General features: G+C 58.4%; 23 protein-coding genes. 5 read left to right on the top strand and 18 right to left on the bottom strand.

The features are described 5' to 3' along the window. Positions 1-84: 84 nt before the first annotated feature. The 3 genes from DENOEST_RS01070 to DENOEST_RS01060 all read right to left on the bottom strand — a co-directional run bounded on the left by DENOEST_RS01070 (position 85) and on the right by DENOEST_RS01060 (position 3,879). Complete coding sequence (locus tag DENOEST_RS01070) at positions 85-2,448, bottom strand: MtrB/PioB family decaheme-associated outer membrane protein (RefSeq protein WP_145770120.1); 2,364 nt, start codon at positions 2,446-2,448, stop codon at positions 85-87. A 21-nt stretch (positions 2,449-2,469) separates the two neighbouring features. Beyond that, entirely contained in the window at positions 2,470-3,450 is a 981-nt protein-coding gene (locus DENOEST_RS01065; RefSeq protein WP_145770121.1) for a DmsE family decaheme c-type cytochrome, read from the bottom strand. A 69-nt stretch (positions 3,451-3,519) separates the two neighbouring features. Continuing rightward, positions 3,520-3,879 carry a c-type cytochrome gene (locus DENOEST_RS01060; RefSeq protein ID WP_232096407.1) on the bottom strand — a complete coding sequence of 120 codons (360 nt, stop codon included), beginning with the start codon at positions 3,877-3,879 and terminating at the stop codon, positions 3,520-3,522. Between the two features lie 207 nt (positions 3,880-4,086). Between DENOEST_RS01060 and DENOEST_RS01055 the strand changes: the two genes are divergently transcribed. Then, on the top strand, positions 4,087-5,424 hold the full coding sequence (locus DENOEST_RS01055) for an MATE family efflux transporter (protein WP_170228142.1): 1,338 nt from the start codon (positions 4,087-4,089) through the stop codon (positions 5,422-5,424). Here DENOEST_RS01055 and DENOEST_RS01050 read toward each other — a convergent pair. Together DENOEST_RS01050 and DENOEST_RS01045 are read right to left on the bottom strand one after the other, a co-directional pair. Further along, positions 5,418-5,843: a YqaA family protein gene (locus DENOEST_RS01050; protein ID WP_145770123.1), complete on the bottom strand. Its 426-nt coding sequence runs from the start codon at positions 5,841-5,843 to the stop codon at positions 5,418-5,420. The genes DENOEST_RS01055 and DENOEST_RS01050 overlap by 7 nt on opposite strands. A 14-nt stretch (positions 5,844-5,857) precedes the next feature. Continuing rightward, positions 5,858-6,286, bottom strand: coding sequence for a hypothetical protein (locus DENOEST_RS01045; protein ID WP_145770124.1), 429 nt, complete (start codon positions 6,284-6,286; stop codon positions 5,858-5,860). Positions 6,287-6,371: 85 nt separating this feature from the next. On the opposite strand from DENOEST_RS01045, the gene ilvA reads away from it, so the two are divergent. The 3 genes from ilvA (at position 6,372) to DENOEST_RS01030 (ending at position 10,580) form a co-directional block, all read left to right on the top strand. Then, on the top strand, positions 6,372-7,883 hold the full coding sequence (ilvA, locus tag DENOEST_RS01040) for a threonine ammonia-lyase, biosynthetic (RefSeq protein WP_145770125.1): 1,512 nt from the start codon (positions 6,372-6,374) through the stop codon (positions 7,881-7,883). A 12-nt stretch (positions 7,884-7,895) separates the two neighbouring features. Then, positions 7,896-8,516: a class I SAM-dependent methyltransferase gene (locus DENOEST_RS01035; RefSeq protein ID WP_145770126.1), complete on the top strand. Its 621-nt coding sequence runs from the start codon at positions 7,896-7,898 to the stop codon at positions 8,514-8,516. Between the two features lie 168 nt (positions 8,517-8,684). Continuing rightward, complete coding sequence (locus tag DENOEST_RS01030) at positions 8,685-10,580, top strand: adenylate/guanylate cyclase domain-containing protein (protein WP_170228143.1); 1,896 nt, start codon at positions 8,685-8,687, stop codon at positions 10,578-10,580. Here DENOEST_RS01030 and DENOEST_RS01025 read toward each other — a convergent pair. From DENOEST_RS01025 to DENOEST_RS00965, 13 genes are all read right to left on the bottom strand, one after another. Then, complete coding sequence (locus DENOEST_RS01025) at positions 10,573-11,247, bottom strand: YMGG-like glycine zipper-containing protein (RefSeq protein WP_145770128.1); 675 nt, start codon at positions 11,245-11,247, stop codon at positions 10,573-10,575. The two genes, DENOEST_RS01030 and DENOEST_RS01025, sit on opposite strands and share 8 nt — an antisense overlap. A 24-nt stretch (positions 11,248-11,271) precedes the next feature. Beyond that, positions 11,272-14,274, bottom strand: coding sequence for a caspase family protein (locus DENOEST_RS01020; RefSeq protein WP_145770129.1), 3,003 nt, complete (start codon positions 14,272-14,274; stop codon positions 11,272-11,274). A gap of 27 nt (positions 14,275-14,301) precedes the next feature. Further along, complete coding sequence (locus tag DENOEST_RS01015; protein ID WP_170228144.1) at positions 14,302-14,883, bottom strand: OmpA family protein; 582 nt, start codon at positions 14,881-14,883, stop codon at positions 14,302-14,304. Position 14,884: 1 nt separating this feature from the next. After that, positions 14,885-15,337 (bottom strand): FecR domain-containing protein, encoded by a 453-nt coding sequence (locus DENOEST_RS01010; protein ID WP_170228145.1) that lies wholly within the window; start codon positions 15,335-15,337, stop codon positions 14,885-14,887. A 96-nt stretch (positions 15,338-15,433) separates the two neighbouring features. Continuing rightward, positions 15,434-15,769, bottom strand: coding sequence for a hypothetical protein (locus DENOEST_RS01005; protein WP_197970472.1), 336 nt, complete (start codon positions 15,767-15,769; stop codon positions 15,434-15,436). Between the two features lie 33 nt (positions 15,770-15,802). Continuing rightward, complete coding sequence (locus DENOEST_RS01000) at positions 15,803-16,117, bottom strand: hypothetical protein (protein WP_145770131.1); 315 nt, start codon at positions 16,115-16,117, stop codon at positions 15,803-15,805. Positions 16,118-16,156: 39 nt separating this feature from the next. After that, the gene (locus DENOEST_RS00995) at positions 16,157-16,768 is read right to left on the bottom strand and encodes an OmpA family protein (protein WP_145770132.1); all 612 of its coding nucleotides are present in this window, start codon (positions 16,766-16,768) and stop codon (positions 16,157-16,159) included. Positions 16,769-16,775: 7 nt separating this feature from the next. Beyond that, the gene (locus tag DENOEST_RS00990; RefSeq protein WP_145770133.1) at positions 16,776-17,081 is read right to left on the bottom strand and encodes a hypothetical protein; all 306 of its coding nucleotides are present in this window, start codon (positions 17,079-17,081) and stop codon (positions 16,776-16,778) included. Beyond that, the gene (locus tag DENOEST_RS00985; RefSeq protein WP_145770134.1) at positions 17,068-17,367 is read right to left on the bottom strand and encodes a hypothetical protein; all 300 of its coding nucleotides are present in this window, start codon (positions 17,365-17,367) and stop codon (positions 17,068-17,070) included. The genes DENOEST_RS00990 and DENOEST_RS00985 overlap by 14 nt, the downstream gene beginning before the upstream one ends. Next, positions 17,364-18,320: a hypothetical protein gene (locus DENOEST_RS00980; protein ID WP_145770135.1), complete on the bottom strand. Its 957-nt coding sequence runs from the start codon at positions 18,318-18,320 to the stop codon at positions 17,364-17,366. Before DENOEST_RS00980 ends, DENOEST_RS00985 begins: the two co-directional genes overlap by 4 nt. Further along, positions 18,289-18,669 carry a hypothetical protein gene (locus DENOEST_RS00975; RefSeq protein ID WP_145770136.1) on the bottom strand — a complete coding sequence of 127 codons (381 nt, stop codon included), beginning with the start codon at positions 18,667-18,669 and terminating at the stop codon, positions 18,289-18,291. Before DENOEST_RS00975 ends, DENOEST_RS00980 begins: the two co-directional genes overlap by 32 nt. Then, positions 18,647-19,012 carry a hypothetical protein gene (locus tag DENOEST_RS00970; protein WP_145770137.1) on the bottom strand — a complete coding sequence of 122 codons (366 nt, stop codon included), beginning with the start codon at positions 19,010-19,012 and terminating at the stop codon, positions 18,647-18,649. Before DENOEST_RS00970 ends, DENOEST_RS00975 begins: the two co-directional genes overlap by 23 nt. Positions 19,013-19,607: 595 nt before the next feature. Further along, complete coding sequence (locus DENOEST_RS00965) at positions 19,608-21,167, bottom strand: DUF4384 domain-containing protein (RefSeq protein WP_170228146.1); 1,560 nt, start codon at positions 21,165-21,167, stop codon at positions 19,608-19,610. A gap of 217 nt (positions 21,168-21,384) precedes the next feature. Between DENOEST_RS00965 and DENOEST_RS00960 the strand changes: the two genes are divergently transcribed. Next, positions 21,385-22,074, top strand: coding sequence for a hypothetical protein (locus tag DENOEST_RS00960; RefSeq protein ID WP_145770139.1), 690 nt, complete (start codon positions 21,385-21,387; stop codon positions 22,072-22,074). The last annotated feature ends 50 nt before the right edge of the window (positions 22,075-22,124 follow it).

Here is a 22,124-nt window from a genome sequence, read left to right as displayed (position 1 = left end):
AATTCAGATCGATGGAGCCAGATAACCAAAAGGGCGGCTCCCGCCGCCCTTTTGGCTGTTCATGCAAACATCAGCATAACCCGATTACTGGAACTTGTAGATGTAACGAACGCCCAGGAAGGTCGCCGATTGATCTTGGTTAGCCGTCACCGTCGTACCATCCATGTAGGTGAAGGGAACCAGGCTGGTGCCGGCGGCGTTCCATTCCATGAAGGTCCAGTCATCGGACTTCCAGCGCTCATGCACCAAATCCACCCGGATGTCCGAGTTCTTGTCCAGGGCATATTCGCCGTACAAGGCCAGACGGGTCAGGGTGGTGGTGATATCAGGCAGCCCCTGCTTGGACAGTGATGTCGGCACAGCCAAGGTACCCGAGTAGTAAGTTGGGACATTGGAGGCAATGGGATATTCACTCTTGTTGCGAGTCCATTGCACGTTGCCCCCCAGCTTCAGCTTGGCCGTCGCATTGCCCTTAAGGCCCAGACCGATGGAATTGCCAACATCCTTCAGGTTGGCGTCCCAGATCAGGTCCGTCGTGCAACCGGCAGAGATGGTCGCACCCGGTGCACTGGTACAAGCCCAATTGATCGGCGTAGTGGTACGAGTATCGTAGGTATAGCCGATGGTGTGGGACTCGTTAGTATCGTGGGACAACCAGCCGTTCAGCTGCCAGTCCGGACTGATATTGTAGAAGCCGTCCAGGGACACCAGTTGCGTCTTGCCGTCATGCAGTCCGGACTTGCCAGCGCCATATTCGTCCTTGGCATGCTCCATGTTCAGCTGCAGGGACAGGGCATCCGTCGGGGCCCAGTCCAGCATCACGCGCCACTGGTTGCGCTTGCGATCGGCATAGGGTGCGGGATTGACGAAGTTGATGGGATGATCCGCATCGGCCGCGCCTTCAGCGACGTGCCAAGTGGAGCCGTCACGCTTGCTGTGCAGGTAGGAAATACTGCCACTGACCGTCTCCGAGACTGCCTTGGACAGTTGCAGGCGCCAGGTATCCTCTTCGGTCTTGCCACGCATCTTGACCACGCCCAGATACTCGCCCGCAGTAGGATCGATCTCGAAACCCCGCTCCCGCTTGTCGTAGTTGTAACCCGCGGTCAGGTTGTAGCCTTCGGGCAACTGATAGGTGGCCTCCAGCTTGCCTGCCAGGTTCTTGAAGTCCCGGGGATTGTTGTCGATCTCCGTAGGGCTGGCAGAAATGGTATTGGCAGTTCCACTGGCGCAGTTGGCGCTGGTCGGGAGCGAACCCAGATAATAGGTGGTGGTGCCGGTGGTGCTGCACCGATAGGTCCAGTAACGACCAAAGGCGCGCATCGGGGTTTTGTCCTCCCGGTCCTGGTAGCGCAAGTTGGCCACCAGGGACAGCTTGCTGATGGGGCGGGCCGAAAGACCGATTTCCATCAGTTTGGTGTTGACCTCGCCATCCAGGCCTTCCTGGGCACCGGAGAAGGGAATAAAGCCGTTGGTTCCCCTAGCCCCCGAATTCAGCAAGGCATTGGTGATGGGGCTCAGAGACGCATTCTGGGTACCATGGGTGTAGGAAGCCTTGAAGGTCCCCCGTGTGGTCTTGCTGAAGTTGTAGCCACCATCCAGGAAGAGCTGGTAGGCCTGGTTGTCCAGAGGCAGGGAGATGAAGGTATGGCCTGCTGCGTTTGTAGTGGACGCTGTCTGATTGAGCTGAGAGCCGCCAATGGTGTCCACGAAGGAATTGGCATTGGAGAACCAGCTACCCGAGAAGCCACCGGACAATTGCAAGACCTTGTCCGCGTAGTTCAGGATGCCATCGATCTGCCGGATGTTCCAGTTGATGGGCTCGGCGGCAAATTCCGGGTTAACGCCCCGGCCCCAGGCCCGGCTACCCGTTTTGTCCTCATTCTTGAACGAGAAGTTGAAGGACAGGTTGGGCATCAGATGCTTGACGATACTCAGGGTTGTGGTATCCCGCCGAGTGCTCAGATGCACGTCGCCCGTGGCTGGGTTCAGAGCCGCCTGAGCGGTCGCCGTGGTGGTGCCAATGCCGCCGTAAGTCAATGTATTGGAACCGACACCCCAGACACCTGTCTTGATAGCATTGGGATTGCGACTCGGAGTCTGGTTGTACTCCAGGGAGACGCCCCAGTTGCCCTGCTGCTCGTATTCGGCCTTCAGTTCACGATTCTCGTAATCCAGGTTGTGCGTGGAGAACTTGAGCCAAGTACCGGTCGTATCATCCCGCTTGCGGATATCCACGTCGACCAGGGCATGGGTGTCATCCCCGGTCACCCCATCATATTTACCCATCTGCTCGCGGTCACCCTGGGTGCCACCAACGCCGATGGAAATGGAGCTGTCGGGCTTGGAGTACTGACGAACCTCGTCATCCTCAGCCTGGGCTTGGCCATAGACCGTCATCAAGGCGGCAGCAATGATTGTCAGCCTGGAAGTGAAGTGTTTGTTCATGATTCTCTCCCTCTATCCTAATCAGCGGCGGAAACGCTCAGCGGTGGCGTTGGTCTGGGTGCTGTTGCCACCATGGATATTGGTATGGCAGTTCAGGCAACCCCGCGCATCCGTACCGAAACCAGCGCGTGCATTGGTGTTGTAACTCAGCGTCGACGCACCCACCAGCAGGGCCGGTGGCTGGGACGGGTGGCTGTCCGGACCGTGACACTGGATACACAACATGGGCGGCCGGGACTTCAACAGGTTGGCCAGATTAGTGCCATGGGGCTGGTGGCAGATGCCACAATCCTCGGATACCGGTTCGTGGTTATGCACGAAGGGGCCCCGCTTTTCCATGTGGCAGGTATAGCAGGTCTCGTTGGTGCTGGCCTTGACCAGTTGCTTGTGATTGCTGCCATGAACATTGTGGCAGGAGGAACAGCCCATCTTGCCCTCCGGAACCGGATGGTGGGAGGCTCGATTCATCTGTGCCCGCTGTTCCTTGTGACAGGTGTAGCAGACCTCGGTTTGTTCCGTCTTGTCCCGCACCTTGTCATGGCCGTTATGAACCTGATGGCAGGAGGTGCAAGCAACGCCACGCATGCTGTGGCTGCTGGACTGCCAACTGATCCGGTTGCCGCCCTGATGGCAGCTCAAGCAGGCCTCGTTCTTGGCCTCGACCGGCGTCTTGCTCTTCTTGCCGAAAGTCACATCCGGCTTGGGCGGCTTGTCGCTGCCCTTGTAATCCACGTGGGCGTTACTGTCGCCATGACAATTGCTACAGGTGGGGGTACGGCCATCGGCCACCGTACCATGCTTGGTCTTGCCTACCCGCAGTATTTCGGGAGAATCTGCCTCGTCATGACACTCCGTGCAACGGGCATCATCCTTCAGTACCAGATCCTTCTTGACCGTCTTCTTTTCCGCTGCCTTGGGGTTCTCCACGGCCATCGCGGAAGACACCCCGCCCAGAAGGCCGGCAAATGCGCACAAGGTCAGTGCCTGTCGTAGAAGTTTCATTTCATTCTCCCTCTTGCCTGTTAACTCGATATGGGGTGCCGCCATGACACCCCATCATTGCTGATTCATTTATTGCGCAAGAATCCAATGCACCAGATTTTTCTGTTCCTTCGAATCCTTGGTGTCAATGATCTTGTGATCTTCCTCGGTGCCGTCCTCCAGCTTGACCTTGGGTCCCGTGGTGATGTTCTTGATCGCCTTCTCCTCGCCGTCGGGCTTGCCCTTGTACTTGGCAGCAATCTTTTTGTAGGAGGGCCCCTTCTTGGTCTTGTCGACCGCGTGGCACTTGAAGCAGTCATTGCGCTTGGCCAGGGCCTTGGCGGCAGCCTCGTCAAAATCCGCCGCCAGGGCAACCGGGGCGAATGCCAGCGCTGCAACCATGACGATCATGCTGGACATGAGCGAGGAACCAAATCTGTGATGAATCATGAGGATCTCCGTTAAAGTTGATTCATAACCGTATAAGTTTTGTGGGAATTCTAGCCCACATAATTTGTTTTCTACTCTCTCCCCTGGGCCTCATCACGATAAAAAGAAAAAAGTTCCCTACCTTCGTTGTCTTTTTCACACACTCGGCCCCGTAATAACTGCCATCCCCCGAAAATGGATCGACCTAATTTGACGAACGACAAATCCATGCGTGACTTGATACGCCTGGCCTGGCCGGTTTTCGTGGCCCAGGTGGCGGTCATGGCCAATGGCCTGATCGACACCTTGATGGCCGGCCATTTGTCTTCCATCGATCTGGCCGCAGTCGGCATTGGCGCCGCCATCTACGCATCCCTGTTCATCTCCGTCACCGGCATCCTGCTGGCCCTCTCGCCCACAGTGGCACACCTCCAGGGCGGCCGCCGGTATGAAGAAATCGGGGAACAGGTACGCCAGGCAGCTTGGCTGGCCGGGGTACTGGCAGTACTGACCATAGCCTTGCTGACTTTTCCCGAACCCTTGCTGGCCATCGCCCAACTGACACCGGAAGTCGCATCCAAGGTACAGGCTTACTTGGATGCCATGGCCTGGGGTGCCCCTGCCGCCCTGTTTTTCCGGGTGTTCTATGGCTTTTCCGCCGGCATAAGCCGGCCCCGCCCGGTGATGGTGCTGAACCTGCTGGGCCTGGGTCTGAAGTTACCCTTGAATTGGATCTTCATGCATGGGCAACTCGGACTGCCGCCCCTGGGAGCCGCTGGTTGCGGTGTGGCGTCGAGCCTCATTGCCTGGTTACTGGCCATTCTGAGTTGGATTTGGTGCTACCGTCAGGAGGCATATCGGCCCTATGGACTGTTTTCCCGCTGGAGCTGGCCTGAGTGGACGCGACTGGCGGCCCTGGCCCGCCTGGGCCTGCCCATCGGCGCCACCTTCCTGGTGGATGTCACGGCCTTCACCTTCATGGCTCTGTTCATCGCCCGCTTCGGTCCCGTGGCGTCGGGCGCCCATCAGATTGCCTCCAGCCTGGCAGCCCTGGTCTTCATGCTGCCCACGGCCATTGGTCATGCCGCCGCAGTGCTGGCTGGCCAGGCCCTGGGGCGGAGCGAAGCCGGTGCAGCACGGTTGGTTGGATTGCGGGGCCTGCAACTGGGGCTGGGATGTGCCCTGATCCTGGCCACCCTGATTGCTTTCGGCAACAAGACGATCGCTTCCCTCTACACCCAAGATAGCGCCGTGCAAACCCTGACGGGTCAGTTGCTGTTGCTGGTGGCGCTCTACCACCTGGCCGACGCCCTCCAGGCCGTGGCGGTCTATTTACTGCGCAGCTACCGCAAGACCGCCATACCCATGCTGATTTATGCCCTGGCCCTGTGGGGCGTCGGCCTGGGCGGGGGTGTCATGCTGGGCTTGGGCGGCGTCCTGGGACCAGCCCGGGGACCCAGCGGCTTCTGGTGGGCAGCCATCGCCGGGCTCTGGCTGGCCGGGTTTGGGGTCGGCGCTTACTGGTGGCACATCGCGAACAAGGCAACAAAGGACAGCACTCAGTAGGCAAGCGCTCCTGCGGCCACCAGGCTGTAGCGCAGTCCTTTACCCAGTCCCATCCAGAGGGCACAGGGCAGGGCGGCCAACCTCAGCCAGCCCGCCGCCGCACAGAGAGCATCTCCCGCCAGGGGCGCCCAGGCCATGGTCAGGGCAGCCGGACCCCAGCGCCGTAACCAGTGCAGGTGACGGGGTGATAGCCGCGCCAGGGCCTGTTCAGGCAGTTGCCGGGCCAGCCACCAGGTACTCATGCCTCCCAGGGTGTTACCCAGAGTGGCCAGTATCACAGCGACCACGAGGGTTTCGGGACGCAGACGCAACAGGGCGAAAAGAATCAGCTCGGATCCGCCCGGCAACAGTGTGGCCGCCAGAAAGCTGGAAATGAACAGGCCCGTCAGTCCCAACTCGGGACGAGACAGAAAATCCATCAAATCGGCCAGATTCACTGACGGCCTGACGTTGTTGACTGGACCGGTGCTGCCTCGGGGGGGACATTCCCGGCACGTTCCATCAACGTCTGGATCGTCGTCGCCAACTGATGGCGCCGCTCCAGATCCAGACGCTCGAGATTGCGAGACCAGGGATGAGCACGATATTTCTTCTGGATGTAGGCCCAGCCCAGGGGGCCATAGGCATCCACATCTGCCTTGAGTTTGGGCTCGGACTCCACCACGGTACGGAACAGTTCCCAGGGCAGGGACTGCAATTGATGCTCCAGGGCCTGGGGGGTCGCATCCAGGGGGGGCCGACGAGGGGCCGGGGCTTCAAGCTGCGCCGGGGCATCCTTGGGTGCTTCGGCCCGGCTCCAGACCGGAAAGGACAGAAGTAGCAAGAGGCACAGCGCAAGTCGTTTGATTTCGGGTGTTTCCATGGTATCGAAGGGAAAATCTGAATCCGGCAATAGGGCCACAGGCTCCTATGCTACATTTTGCCCACTTTCCTGCCCGTCTTGTCCCATGCACCCCGATTACCTCGAACGTATCCTCAACGCCCGCGTCTACGATGTGGCCGTGGAGTCGCCCCTGGAACTGGCTTCCAATCTGTCTTCCCGGGCCCAGAACCGCATTCTGCTGAAGCGGGAGGACATGCAGCCGGTTTTTTCCTTCAAGCTGCGCGGTGCCTACAACAAGATGGCCCATCTGACGCCGGCCCAGCGCAAGCGCGGGGTAATCTGCGCCTCCGCCGGCAATCATGCCCAGGGCGTGGCCCTGGCAGGACAACGGATGAATTGCCGGGCGGTGATCGTGATGCCCACCACCACCCCCCTGATCAAGGTGGATGCGGTGCGGAAACGGGGTGGCGAGGTGGTTCTGGCCGGCGAGTCCTATGACGACGCCTACACCCACGCCAAGGCCCTGGAAAAGAAACAGGGCCTGACCTTTGTCCATCCCTACGACGATCCCGACGTGATCGCCGGCCAGGGCACGGTGGGCATGGAAATCCTGCGCCAGCACCCGGAGACCATCGATGCCGTGTTCGTGCCCATCGGCGGCGGCGGCCTGGCCGCCGGCGTTGCTGCCTATATCAAGCGCCTGCGGCCCGATATCAAGGTGATCGGCGTCGAGACTATCGATGCCGATGCCATGGCCCGCTCCATCAAGGCGGGGCGGCGCATACGACTCGACCAGGTGGGGCTGTTCGCCGATGGTACGGCAGTGAAATTCGTCGGCGAGGAAACCTTCCGTCTCTGCCGGGAACTGCTCGACGGCATCGTCCTGGTGGACACCGACGCCATCTGCGCCGCCATCAAGGACGTGTTCGAGGATACCCGTTCCATTCTGGAGCCCTCCGGCGCCCTGGCCATTGCCGGCGCCAAGGCCTACGCCAAAAAGAACCGGCTCAAGGGCAAAACCCTGGTGGCTATCGCCTCGGGAGCCAACACCAATTTCGACCGGCTGCGCTTCGTCGCCGAACGGGCCGAGGTGGGGGAACAGCGGGAAGCCGTGCTGGCCGTGACCATCCCGGAAAAACCCGGCAGCTTCAAGCGTTTCTGCAACCTGATCGGCCGCCACGCCATCACCGAATTCAACTATCGCTACTCCGATGTCAAGGAAGCCCACGTCTTCGTCGGCGTCCAGGTGGCCCACCGGGCTGAATCCCTGAAGCTGGTGGAAAGCCTGCGCCGTCACGATCTGCCGGCCCTGGACCTGACCGACGACGAAATGGCCAAGCTCCATGTGCGGCACATGGTCGGCGGCCATGCGCCTTCCCTCAAGGACGAACTGCTCTATCGATTCGAGTTTCCCGAGCGCCCCGGCGCCCTGATGAATTTTCTCGACCACATGAGCCAGGGTTGGAATATCTCCCTGTTCCATTACCGCAACCATGGCGCCGACTACGGCAGGGTCCTGGTGGGCATGCAGGTGCCCCGCGCCGAGATGAAGGCATTCAAAAACTTCCTCAAGACCCTGGGCTATCTGCACTGGGACGAGAGCCGCAATCCCGCCTACAAGCTGTTCCTGGGCTGAAAGGAAACTGCCGTGTCGCTCTACGAGAACCACATCCTGCCGCGCCTCATCGACTGGGGCTGCAACCAGGAGGTGATCCGAGAGCGCCGGGCCGGGGTGGTGCCCCAGGCCCGGGGGCGGGTCCTGGAAATCGGCGTCGGCTCAGGCCATAACCTGCCCTTCTACGATCATGCCCAGGTCGAACAGCTGATTGGCATCGACCCGGGCGAGCCCATGCTCAGGCTGGCCCGGCAACGACTGGGCGGCCTGCCCTTCGCGGTGGAGTTGATCAATGCAGGAGCGGAGGACATTCCCCTGCCCGATGCCAGTGTGGATACCGTGGTGGTCACCTTCGCCCTGTGCACCATTCCCGATGTAGCCGCCTCCCTGGCGCAAATGCGGCGGGTGCTCAAACCCGACGGCCGACTGCTGTTTGCCGAGCATGGCCGCGCCCCGGACCCGGGAGTGCAGCGCTGGCAGGACCGGGTGAATCCCCTCTGGCGCAAGGTGTTCGGCGGCTGCAACGTAAACCGTGACGTATCCCTGCTGTTGCGGGAGGGTGGATTTCGTATCGGCGAAAGCCACTCCGGCTACGCCGAGCGCACCCCACGCATCGCCGGTTACATGAGTACCGGCATCGCCTTTCCTGTTTAGCGTGAAACAGCGAATTGAAATGATGGCAGATCGAACTGTCGAGCGTAGCGAGCCGATATCGTCACCTCCCCCGGAGAGGGGGAGGTCGGGAGGGGGTGGGCCTTCCTGCCTTTCGCGTATTTCATGGATCAGGGCGGAAAATCGGCTTCCATGTGCGTTAGGCCACCCATGACCACCATGCGTCGGTTAACCACCAAGGCTTGGTTGCTGGCCCTTTGCGCCACGTTCCTCAGCGTCGGGGTTGCCGAATCCCTCTACCGCAGCGGATTCGCCGATCGCGCCGAATCCCTCTACAGCGACCTCTGGCATCGCCTAGCCGGCAAACATCACGAAGCCTCTCATGTGGCTCTGGTGATGATCGATGATCCAACTTTGTCTTCCCAGCCCGATGAGCCCCTGGCTTTCTGGACACCCCACTTCGCCCGCGCCCTGGGAGTACTCGACGCCGTGGGTGCCAAGACCGTGGCCCTGGACTTTCTCTTCAGCGGCAGCCCGGAACGCTGGCTGGAAAAGCTGAAGCTTGCCCCCGAGGAAGCGACCCGCAGCTACGACCAGCCCTTCCGCCAACAGATCAATCGGGGCAACGTGCTGCTGGCGGCTTTTCGTATCGGCGATGGGGACAAGGAAGGGGATTACATTTTGCCCAGCCCCGACTATCTGCTGGCCCTGCCCGACTTCGCGCTGGTTCCCCATGTGGGCCTGGCCAATCTGGAGGCAGATGCCGACGGGGTGGTACGCCGCTTCGCCGCCAACGGAACTCGGCGCACCCTGGAGGGCATGCCCCATCTGACCCTGGGCATGCTGGCCGCGATACGCCACACGGGCCAGGACCCGACCGCCGCTCATTGGCGCTTTGGCAATCGCACGGTAGCCGCCCAGGACGCCTGGCCCATCGTCTTCGCCGGCCCGCCGGGAAGCATCGCCGCCCTGTCCTTTCAGCGGCTGCTGGCCCCCAACGCGGAACGGGACCCGGCAGTGCGTGCCCTGGCCGGCAAGGCGGTAGTCATCGGCGCCGGCTACGCTGGCATGAACGACGTACACCCGACCCCCTACTCCACTACCCTGGGCCGCGCCAATGCCCTGATGTCCGGGCCGGAAATTCAGGCTTCCATCATTGAAAGCCTGCTCTCGGGAAGTTTTGTCGATCCCCTGTCGAACTGGCTGCGACTGGCCACCTTTGCCGCCGCCTTCGGCATCCTGGCCTTCCTGGGCATGCGTCTGCCAATGAGCTGGACCCTGCTGCTCGCCATGGCCCTGGCTCTGGGCTTCACCTTCATCGCCTATCTGCTCCATGGCCGGATGGTGTTGTTTCCCTTGGCCCACCTGCATCTAGGCCTGGGCATGGTGGTCGGCACCCTGTTTCTGTTGCGTCTGACCCGTGAGGAGCGGGAGCGCTCCCATCTGAATGCCCTATTTGGCCGCTACGTATCACCCCAGGTGATGACGGCGCTGCTGGCATCACCCGAACTCCCGGAACTGGGCGGGCAGGCCATGCGGGTGACGGTGCTGTTCTCCGACATCCGCAACTTCACCACCCTTTCCGAGAAATTGACCCCAAAGGAAGTGGTGGAGATGCTGAACACCTATCTGGAACAGGCCTGCACCGTGCTGCTGAAAGAAGGCGCCACCATCGACAAGTTCATCGGTGACGCCATCATGGCGGAATTCGGAGCCCCCCTGCGCCAGGACGACCATGCGGCCCGCGCCCTGCGGGCAGCCGTGGCGCTACGTAAGGTGGCGGTGGAGTTCCGCACCTGGATGGAGGTGCGCTTTGCCGGCCGGGGCCTATCCCAGTTCGACATCGGCATTGGCATTCATACCGGCGACGCGGTGGTGGGCAATATCGGCGCCAGCAGCCGCATGGAGTACACGGCCATTGGCGACACGGTGAATACCGCCTCCCGGCTGGAAGGCATGACCAAGGAAGTGGGAGCGCCTATCCTGGCCAGCCAGGCGACGGTCGATGCGGCGGGGCCGGTCGTGGTGACCGGCGCCCACCATGCGCTGAAGGTGAAGGGCCGCGCCCAGTTGGTGGCGGCCTGCGAGATCCTGGGTATCAGTTAGCCAGAGCCACGATGATGCGACCGCTGTCCTCGAAGGAAACCTTGTAACTGTTTTCCTTGTAGGTCTTGTTGTTGGCCAGCAAAGTGGTCTTCACCGTGTAGTTCTTGCCCTTGGCATTGGCGGGTTTCTTGAACTTGGACGTGGTCTGGTAGCGGCCGGCGCCATCCACGGCCGTCAGCTTCTCGGTCTTTTCCTCCACCAGTTTGTTGTTCTCGTCGTAGATCGCATACTTCTGACTGACTTCCGGAACCTTGTCGCCATAGCCGATCAAATCAGTGCTGGAAGTGATCTGCACCTCCTGTTCGCCCTGGGCGTTTGGTTCGGCCCGCTGGACATTGCTGGAAAAGGCAACCGGCGTGATTTCCTTCTTGGGAATCGCCACTTTCTTTTTTTGATACTCGGCATTGACCTGCTTGGCGTCGGCCACTTTCTTGGACTCGAAATACCAGCCCACCAGGAAACCCACCGCGGCCCCCACCACGGCGCCCTTGACGCAGTCGCTGCCGGCGGCGCTGGCCAGGGCGCAGCCGGCGGCGGCCCCGATCAGGGCGCCCTTGGCCCGATCGTCCATCTTGATGGAACCATCCGGATTGGTGGCACAGGCAGAAAGCAATATGGCGGCGGCCACTGCGGCAGCGATGGGGCGTTGAACGAGCTTGGCATTCATGTGGAGTCTCCCTTTGATGAATAGTTACTTTATAACGATGGCGATCGGTTCGTCGATCCCATGATCGCTGATGAAGGGCCGCTGCTGATTGTCGGACAACTCCTTGACCCGGCGCGTGACATAGCGCTTGAGTAAGGTGGGATAGATCAGATTGTCTTTCTTGTCCACAGCCTCGCCCCGCAAACCCTCTATCAGGGCCTTGGTGAAGAAACCGTTCTCGTCGTCCTCCCCAGACTTTTCCTTACCGGTGGACGATGCAAACACGATGACGCCCCGCTCGTCGTCGATCTTGTTGATGATGTCTGTGGCATTGGATGCCTGGTTGGTCAGGGCGCCGGCATAACAGGTATCGAGGAAGAACATGGCGCGCCCGGGCAGGCTTTGCAGGGTACCAACAATCTGGTCGCCCGGTAGCCACTCCTCCGGCTTGCCTGCCATGCCGCCCGGCTTGAAGGGGATGTAGTAATAGGATTTACCCTGGGCAATGCCATGGCCGGACAGGAAAAGCACGCCCGCATCCTTTTCCTTCATGTTGGTCTTGAGCCACTTCAGGCCTTCGAGGATGTTCTCCCGCGTCGCCATGTCGTCGGTGAGCATCTTGAACTCAATGCGGTTGTAGATCTTGCGCACCCCGGCAGGAGGATTGGCAATGCGGGCCATTTGGGCCTTGAAGGCATTGGCATCCTTGACCGGGCTGACCAGCTCATTCGCCCCCGGATACTTGTTGACCGCAACCACCAGCATGTACAGGGTCTCAAAGTCGGCCTTGTCGCCCGCTGCGGCCTTGGGCATGGTGGCGCCACGGCTCACCTTGATACTGACCGGATCCGACTTGGCATTGCGATTTTCGGCGATCAGCAGAATCTCGGCATCCTTGCCCGGAGGCACTCGCACCTGTACCTCCTGGACTGGTATCTCCCCCTGCAAGGCCCGCTGGGATACCGGTTTGATGCTGCGGTCAAGACGGCCATTGACACGAATCTTGATGTCCTTGACCGGAGCATCCTGGGGAGTGCGCACCGCATAGCGCACGGTGACCAGATCACCAACAGCTTCCACCTGACTGTCGGACTGAAGCTCAATGATGGGCGGCACGATTTCCACCAGCCTTGCGGAAGCGGCGGACGCCGGGCCGGCTACTGAGGCCGACTTGCGTCCCTTGCCTTCCTGCGGGACCTTCGCCTGGAGTTGAACTGGCGCCACGGGTTCCGCATTCATCGCGGCGATAGCCGCCAGTTCCTGTCGGGTTTGCCGCTCCGCGTCATCCTCATCCGCCAGCGCCAGAATCTTCTGAATAGTGCCAGGTTGGTAAAAGCGCTCACGGAAACGCCCCACGGAAAAGAAGTCGGCACTCTGATTGAAGGCACGATTCAGATGCCAGCCCACCAGATTCTCGCCACCAATCGAAGTGTCGTAATAACCTTTGGGAGACCAGATGATCCAGCGTTCCTGATCGGCATGGACAAACAGGGCCAGTTGTTCCAGTCCATCGGCCAGTCGATACCAGCGCACGGTACCATCCCCCAAACCAGCGATTGCCCAGCGGCTGTCCCCGGTGATGTTGACGGCCCAGGCGGCGGCCGGAATGCGACGCTCCCAGAGGGCACGGCCATTGGCGTCAAAGAGACGCAAATTCCAGTCTGTACCGAGGACGAAACGATTGTCTCCCGCCAGGGCCGCACTACGGGAGACTTCCCCGGGGCGAAGCGGAAGGGCGCGGCCATCGAGTTTCGGCGTCAGGGAATTCTTCCAGTCTGCCGGGCCGCTACCCCGCTTGGGCAAGCGCGGCGACTTCAGTTCCGGACCGGGAGTGGCCTGTTTGAGGCTACCCTGACTGAGATCGAACACTAGGGACGGTCCCTTGACCATCATGGGGAAGACCAGCCCATGACCGTCATCGGCCACACGAAAATTTTCTCCGGCATCACGGAAATCAGCGGACTGGGGGCGCGCCCCAATTCGGGAAATACCGCTGCCGTCAAAGGCGGCCCAGGAAGGTTCGGCGCTGGCCGCGACAACGCCGGCGCCCAGGGTTGCCAGTCCGGTGATGGTGTTGGCAAAGCTGCCAATCTCCCGGCTCTGGCCACGACCGGCATCGGCGAAAGCGTACAGCAGGAAACGACCACCGCTGTTGGCGCTCCCTCCCGCGTACAGAATCTGGCCATCATCGGACCAGGCAACGCGGCCCAGGTTGCCATTCGCCCGGACCTGGGCCGTATAAGCAAGTTCCAGGGTATTGGTGTCGAGCACATCGACGCGCGGTCCATCCTGATAGCCCAGGGCGACCAGCGCTCCATCCGGCGAGAAAGCCACAGAATAGGGTTTCCCCCCTGGGGCCTGACGTCTAGCCACGCGCTCCAGACCGGCCTTGCCAATGATGTAAAGGCGCAAGGCGCCATCGAGGCTGGCGGTGATCAGGCGTCCATCGCGGGAAAAGTCGGCGCCATAGATGGCTTCGTTATATTCCGGGTCGGCGCCAACAAAACCCAGGTTGCGGCGAAATACGCGCAGCCCCTCCTGGCGCAGGCCGATAGCGATGAACTGACTGTCCCTGGACCAAGCAATCTGGGTCAGGGGGGCTTCCAGGCCCGACAGGGTACTCTTGGGTGGCAGCGCACCAGATGCCCGATCGAACAGATACAAGGCATGGGTATTGCGGCCATCAAAATTCCCATTGCCCCCGAGTGCCACCTGGCGTCCATCCGGAGAAATGGCTGCCGCATAGAGCGTACCGGCACTTTCCTCGCCAATGGGGGGGCGAAGCACGGACACCGGTTTGCCTGTCACCGCATTCCAGATGCGGGCAGTCTTGTCTTCCGAGGCAGTCACGATCCAGCGGCCGGCACCATCGGTGCCAATTTTGGTAATCAGCGCCAGATGGACGCCGGTCTCGATCCGCAGCACGGGCTCACCAGAGGTTGGCGCAGGTAGCGCCGGCTTGGGCGCTGCCACGGCTCCGCCAAGCAGAAACAGGCAGGCCGCAGAAATACACCAGGAAGAACTGCTGCGTGACTTCATGCCGGACATGGGAACCTCCGAATGCCAGGATTTCGTTCAACGTACGTAAAGTTCTACCCGCCGATTGCGGGGCTCCGGAACTTCATCGTCGGTCACCACCAAGGGTTCCCGCTCCCCCCGCCCGCTGGCGACCACATTCTCTGCATCGAGGCCTTGCTGAATCAGATCTCCTCGAATCTTCTCGGCCCGCTTCAAGGCAAGTCGGTCATTGTCGAAAATGATACCTACCCGATCGGTATGTCCAACCACCTGAACATCCGGTGCCGACCGATTTTTGATTTCACTGAAAACCCGGGGAATCTGCTGCTCCGACTCGGATGTCAGTCGGTCGCTGCCTTCTATGAAATAAAGCCGAAAGCGAACGGGCTCCTGGGGACGAGCATCCAGAGCGGCAGAGAATCTTTCCGAGACCTCTGCTTGCGTCAGGCGCACCGTCAGCACACTTTCCCCCCGGACATCCGCGGCGGCGTAGGCTTCGTCGAGCCGGACAAGACCCTCCTTGCTTTTCACACTCAAGCTCCCCGTCTTGCCGTCCGCGCCCGGCAGCAGGGCGACAGTTTCACGGTGTACACACCCGGCCAATACGCATGCGGTCAAAACAAGCAACGACCATTTCATGTCATTTCTCCACACTAACCAGATAGGACCGGGCATCTCCCTTGATCTCGGCCTTGGGTGTGGTGACCCGCATCGCATCGGCGGACTGTCGTGCGATGTTACCGGATTGAACAGACACAGTGCCGCGCTTGACGAAAGCATCGAAGGCACCCATGTAGGTTACGGGATCATAGGAAAAGCGTTGCAGAGACACTTCCGCATCCGGCCCCAGGGACAGCATGGAATTATCCAGAAACATCAACCCAGCCGATCCATTGCCAGCCGTCGTGATGATGTCATTCTGTTTGAGGCGCATGCCGACCAGACCAGGGTGACGCTGCCCCGTACGCTCAACGTTGATTATTCCACGGGCAACCTTGATCTGAGCCACCCATCCTACATCGGGTTCAGCCAGTGCAAGGTTCGACACAATCAGCAGAGCGACAACCAGCGAGAGATTGCACATCAATTTCATATCAACGCATCCCAAGTGGAGGTCCACGCTTGGATCATCGCACAAATGAAAACCCCCCAGAGGCTGACCTCTGGGGGGAGTCTTGACGACGAACGTTTACTTGCCGCCGATCTGACCAGCCTCGTTGGCAGCGGTATTGTTCTTGCCAACCGCCACAGCCGCAGTGTTCTTCTGGCTGGCTTTGATCTTGGTGTTGCCCTGAATCTGGGTACCACCCTTGATGGCGCCGGCCGTGTTCTTGGCAACGTTGCCTTCACCAACCGAAACGGCAGCTGTATTTTCCTGCTTGGCCTTGATTTCGGTGTTTCCTTGAATCTGGACACCCTGAGCATTGGGAGAAGACATCGCACCACGGGGACCAGCCTGGGAAGCCTGACCAAAAGCAGTGGAAGCAAAAGCGGAAACGAGTGCGAGAACGAGAATACGGTTCATAGTTATTGGCTCCTTAGTTGGAATCGGAACGGTTTACTTGCCACCGATCACGCCGGCTTCATTGGCAGCGGTATTGTTCTTGCCCACAGCCACAGCTGCGGTATTCTTCTGGCTGGCCGTGATTTTGGTGTTGCCCTGAATCTGGGTGCCGCCCTTGATGGCGCCAGCCGTGTTCTTGGCAACGTTGCCTTCACCCACGGCAACAGCAGCGGTGTTTTCCTGCTTGGCCTTGATCTCGGTGTTGCCCTGAATCTGGACGCCCTGCGGGTTGCTGGAACGCTGGGCCTGCTGAGCAAAAGCGGGGGCAGCAATAACGGCAGATGCAACGAGAATAGCGATAACGCGCATAGTCAATCTCCTTAACAGTGATATGAAATGCCTCGGCTATCAGCCGACGACAACCTTGAACACCACGCGTCGATTCTTGGGGTCGCGCGGATCTAGGTTCTTGATAGGATCAGAGGATCCCTTGCCGATGGGGATCAGGCGCTTACGCTCCACGCCGCCCCGCTCGGAAATAAATTTGACGACAGAGCCGGCACGATCACGGGACAGCGCCATGTTCTTGTCAGCATTGCCGGTAGAGTCGGTATGGCCCTCGACCAAAACACAACGATCCGGAGACAAAGACAAAATCTTGCCAATTTCAATCAGCGTCCCTTCAGAAGTGGATGACAGGTCGGCACTCCCCACTTTGAACTGAATGGCGAAATCCACAGCATTCGCTTTTATATCCGGAGAGAGGGACGAACAATCTGTCGGTGGCGCCACTGGGGCCTCGGGTGCAGAACCAACCTGAGGTTCACTATCGAACACAATGGCCCGGGTACGAACTTTCTTCTTGCCGGGAATACTCTCACTTCCCGGCGTAGTCATAGCACGCTTCAGTTCTTCGAGTTTTACTGTATCGTCATTGGCCGAAAAGGCTGGCTGAGCACCTATTGTTCCCAACAGGGCCATCATAAGCAACGACAACTGGAAACGGGTACGCGTTTTCATCGGTCTCTCACTTGCAAACGTTAATGACTTCTTTGGTTGTAACCACGATTTCCTTCGGCGCCTTCTCACCTGCCTTGGCAGTACCTACATTAACGTTGCAAGTACCGCCACGTTTACTTCCAATATTTACAACCTGCTTTTGCAACGCGGGATCGTTCTGACTTGTGCCACCCTTTTGCCATGCCTTGGCCATTGCATTATTTACTTTGGTTTGTGATCTTGACTCAAGCCCCTGAACTGCCCATACCGTAGTGGCAGCAACGCATAGCATCACAAAGACCCCATGCCTGACAGTAAATTTATTTGCAATCATCGCTGACAATTCCTCCAATATTGGTACAAGCTTTCTTGTCGCGCCCACCCACTACAGTAGTAACGTTTGATGCGCTGACACTGATCTTGGTGTTGCCCTTCTTGCTACCCTGGATCACACCAACACGGTTCTTTGCAACGGTGTTCTCACCTGTCGCCACTGCAACAGTATTTTGCGTAGAAACGTTGATTTCCGTGTTGCCCTGAATCTTGGTACGCTGGCTTACCTGTGCCATCCCGGTGCAGGCAACCAGAGAAAATCCAATAAGCACCAAACATTTTTTCATGGCAACTCACCTCGTGGCAGATTGAGCGGAAGCTTGGTTGCTGGTTTACCTTTACGGAAGGCATCGCGCATGGCATCCAGTTCGGTATCGCTAACCCCCAACTTGCGCGCGCTGAAGGAGGCTGGATCAGGCGTAAACATCAAATAGGCCTGCATCTCGTTAATTATCAACTCGTCACCATAGCTGGAATAACCGTAATTGGACAAAAATTTCTTGAAAGCATCCCGCTGGGCGTCATTCAGAGACTCAGCCCAAAAGCGCTGACAATAGGCCTTGTAGTAGGGGTTCGTATAGTACTCTCCATGCGCCATCTCGTGCATCAATATGGCATAGCGTGCTGCTATGGTAATACGAGGCTCATTCGACTTGCGCTCCTGCATCTGGGGAATTGAGAGAATAACGACATCGGGCCTGAGGGCTTGATAAAAGCCTCGCCAGCTACGCATCATTCCTTGTTGAACGAGAAAATCTCGGATCAGCAATTCTTCAGGATTTAGGACCAGCTTATCGCGATCAGCCCAATTGAAAAATTGTACGAACTCCGAAACAAGAATATCGTGGCCGAAAGCAAAATCGGCCTGTGTTCTACGGGATGCCTCGATGTACTTCGCCAACTCTTCGGTGCTCAACGGTCTCGGATAGGGCTCGCTGGTCTGCTGCTCGGTAAGTTGCATTACCCGATTGAAACTCAAGCCCTGATGGGTAAGGCCTGGGAAGTCAAAGACCAATATGTTCGGATTCCCGCTATAGCGCCAAACGGACAGTGTTTCAGAACGCCCATAAAGGATGGTCTTGAAGTCACCATCGACTACGTCCAGCGCAAAAGACGGTGTTACCAACAATAGGGCGAACACTCCGACCCAGAAAGAACACAAATACTTTCTAACCTCCGACACCAACATCACGCCCACCCCCATAAAGTTATCTGTCGTAGAAGTGCAGGCGATAGGCATTGGCCTGCGACACATGGCTACGTGCTCGGATCTGGCGCTCGGACACATCACCAGACATACCTGACATAGGTGCAATCACCAAAGGGAGTCCCGATCCAGTCCCCTGACGTCCGTAGGAATACCACGCCCGGCTACGCTGAGCCAGATAAGCCGCATTAGAACCTGCCACCGGGGGAGCAACGACGATTGTTGACATGATCCGGCCATCCCGGTTGTAACCGAAAGAATAGCCAGGAACACCATATTGCAGCACGATCTCAGCCTTGGCTGAAGACAAGGCGACTCCCACACACAGGAATAACAACATCGCCCCAAGCAAACTCGGCTTATTTTTCAAAAACACTGACATTACCGCCCTTGCTCCGTCTAATGAGGTAGGTCTTGCCTGTCTTCTTAGAAGTATAGGAAGCCTTCTCCCTTGGAACCTTCTCACCATCGACAAACACATCGTCATTGATGACTGCCACACCGTCTATTTGGACGTCGGACTCCACGACTCCGGACTGCACACTCACGGAATTCGAGGCACCGTCCTTTCCAGTCAGAACCTTCACTCCATAACTGGAAACATCAACAGATACCTGGGCGCCCACTGCACCTGCAGCGAATAACAGGGAAATTGCCAGACCAAATTTCATAATCCCGCCCCAGTCACACCCATAGCTTGTAAAAACAACGTAAGGCTCGGGCATTTGGTTGACACGGCTCCAGCTTTCACTAGCGACAACGCGCCTTAACTGACTTTCCATCACGAATAATGTAGATCAGGCTCCCCGATTGAACATCATCGCCAATCCGACCAGCCACACTCTCCGTGTTTGTGCAAAGCACCAAAGGGATGCCATCAGAACCAACACTATCCATGGCTGACTGCCCGTGCTCTCGGTACGCCCTGGCTTTTAGTCGATTATTCCTTGCCCTTTCCTGGGCGACGTCCCCATCCCCTGCGATCCCTGGAAGAATGACGGTGGGCGCCTGATGTCCTTCATCTGATTGTCGCAAGACCTTCGCCCGCAAGCGATTTTCCGTGGCGGAAGACTCCACTCCACCCCGGGGAGACAGCATCCCATCCTCTTCGACCAAGTCCTCTGGCACCAAGACGACTTCGCTCCCCGCTTCAGGCTGCTCCTTTCGATAACCCTTTGCCCTGGCACGTTGCCCGCCTGCGCTGGTCGCGCTACCCACCCCGTCAGCCTTCTGGGGCAACAGAATGATCTCGCCCGACCACGCCACCCCTGCCGAAGCCAACACAAGAACCAGCCACAGGGAACGGACCATGGTCAATACTCAGGGAGCAACCGAGATGTCGACAAAACTGGCAACAGCAGCAGGATTGCTCTGTTTGAACTGACTGACCACCTCATCCAAGGACCGGACCGGCAGGGGAGTGAGATCCCTCGCGCCTCGAAGAGAAGATGGCACTACGAGTTCCCGGTCAGCACCGATACATGCCACCCTTTCCCGCCCAGCCCGATCAAACCTGATTTTGAACCCCCCTGAGGGTAGGCGCGTAATCGCACCGGCCTTCAAGGAAGAATCCGGATGGAATTGATTGGGGAAGATACGGGCGGTATTTCGTGTCGCGTCCTCATAGTAGCAATAGGCAGTGCCATGACTGTTGAGGGACAGAACCATGTTCAGATAATCGCCTACCCGATAGGAGGGCGTAACCCCCCGGTCACTCTCCAGGCTGACCCTAAAGGGAGCCATGGACGCCCCAGTCATCTGCGACTGTGCAGCCGCCGCCACTGCCGGAGGCGCCTTGACTGCCGCCGAGACGCCGGGCACATAAGGCACAACTGCCGGTGCCGGCAGAGCTGCCAGCACATTCTGGGTATCGTCCAGCAGACTGGCGTACAAGTCGAAATTAACGGCGCCATCAGCCACTAATCCGGCCGAAGCCTGATATTCCGCTACGCTGTTGCGCAACCCATCGTTGATGCTGCCATCCAGGGGACCGCGATAGCGGTTCATCCCTGCCAACTTGCGTTGAATGAACAGCACCCGATCCTTGTCCTTAGCACTGTCATACCACTCCCGAGCCTGATCACGAATCAGCGGATTGGTAATGCTGGTATCCAGGCATTTCCAGTAGGGTACTTGAGTAAACTTCCCCACTGTTTCGATCAAACCCAGTTCTATAAGAGTCCGCGTTGCGGCACCGACACCTTCCGAGCGGCTCAGATCAACGTTGAAACTCAATCCCAGTTTGCCAAGGCGCCCCCCTCCCTCCTTGGCCGACCCACCTTTCACCAATACCATGGTGTTTGAGGTGCTGGTGATAGGCAAGATTTTTCGTGTTGCCGCATCGCCCACGCTCATGTCCATACTAATAAGATCATAGGACTCATCCTTTGATGAACCGAAGTCCAAGAAGGGGAGAGAAATGCCTGCGCCCTTGTTTTTGCGAACAGAGTTATCGTCCATCTGGGTGATGGAACCTCGAATGTAGTAATCCGGAAGCTTCCGGGCTGCATCCCCCTTGGCCGCAAAGAGGTTGGCAAGATCGTCACCTCCAGCATGGAAATCGATGAACTCCAGAGCGTTACTTTTTACCGTCATCTTCGCGATGGCAGTAATCACCATTTCCTTGGTTCCAGTCCGAACCTTGCCCGTTTCATCGGGAATACCAGCAGACGTAATGACTATTCCCTGCTTGCCAAAGGCCATGAAAAGGTCGTCCATACAACGTAGGGCCTGGGAAAAATTGGTGACTGTTTTGATCGCCGGAGTCTTAGGGGCTGCGGATGCGGCCGCCTCAGCCGCCACATCACCTCCCTGGGCCACACCGGCCGGCAGCAACGGCGCCGCCAGGAGGAAGCCATACAACGCTTTCTTGCTGAACATTCCGGAACCTCTTTTTAGTGTTTTTAGGGCATTGACCGAATACTTTGGAGGAACGCCCATGACCCGATTAGGTTTACGGCAAATTGAAACAGATTCAAAGTCTATACCCTAATGCTAATGTGCGAAATATACAAAAAGAACCAATAGACAAGACAGCGGCAAACCATTGCCCCTCGTCAGTACCGGATCATTACAACTCATCGGAGGTATATTGGCGATGAATAATCAACTTTATAGATCGAATCATATGACATCACTACCCAAAATCCTTATACGCTGCTGCCTGTTCTTGGGTGGACTAATAGCGTCTATTGCGCTGGCGGCCGAAAGCGGCGCTCTGATCACTGCTGTCGAAGGCGCCGCCACTCGTGCGTCCAACAGCGGGTTCCAACCTCTACAAGCATTCACAAGACTCAAGGAAGGTGACCTGATTGCTATGGAGACGGGAGCCAAGATCAAGCTGGTATACTTGACCAACGGCCGACAGGAAGGCTGGACAGGGAAGGGGAAACTTGAGATTGGCTCGGGAGAAAGCAAATCCTCCGACCTTGGGACACCCCATGTAACCCAGTTACCGGCAGTGCTCGTCGCACAGATTGCCAAGACGCCTTCCGTGGATAGCCAAGGTAGGGCGGGTATGACCCGACTACGGGCCATTGCCACTCCGGAAGCCCTTGCCAAGATCGACAATACCTATCGGCAGCTTCGTGCCGAAGCCGATCAGACCGACCTCAATCCTGAGATGTACCTGCTTGCCGGCCTGTTCGAGGTCCGCGCCCTGGATAGAGTAGAGCAGGCGATAGAAGATCTCCGCGCCAACCGGCCCAATGACAGCCAGGCAAAACTGCTTGTTGCACTTTACCAACGCGCAGTTCGCAACGCCCGGCAAACCTCTTCCCCACATTAGGAAAGGGGGGTTTAATCCTACCGCGCTAGATTATTTCACCCGCGTACGCG

The sequence above is a fragment of the Denitratisoma oestradiolicum genome (assembly GCF_902813185.1).
Lineage (GTDB): Bacteria > Pseudomonadota > Gammaproteobacteria > Burkholderiales > Rhodocyclaceae > Denitratisoma > Denitratisoma oestradiolicum.
This window is presented reverse-complemented; position numbering and strand designations above follow the sequence as displayed.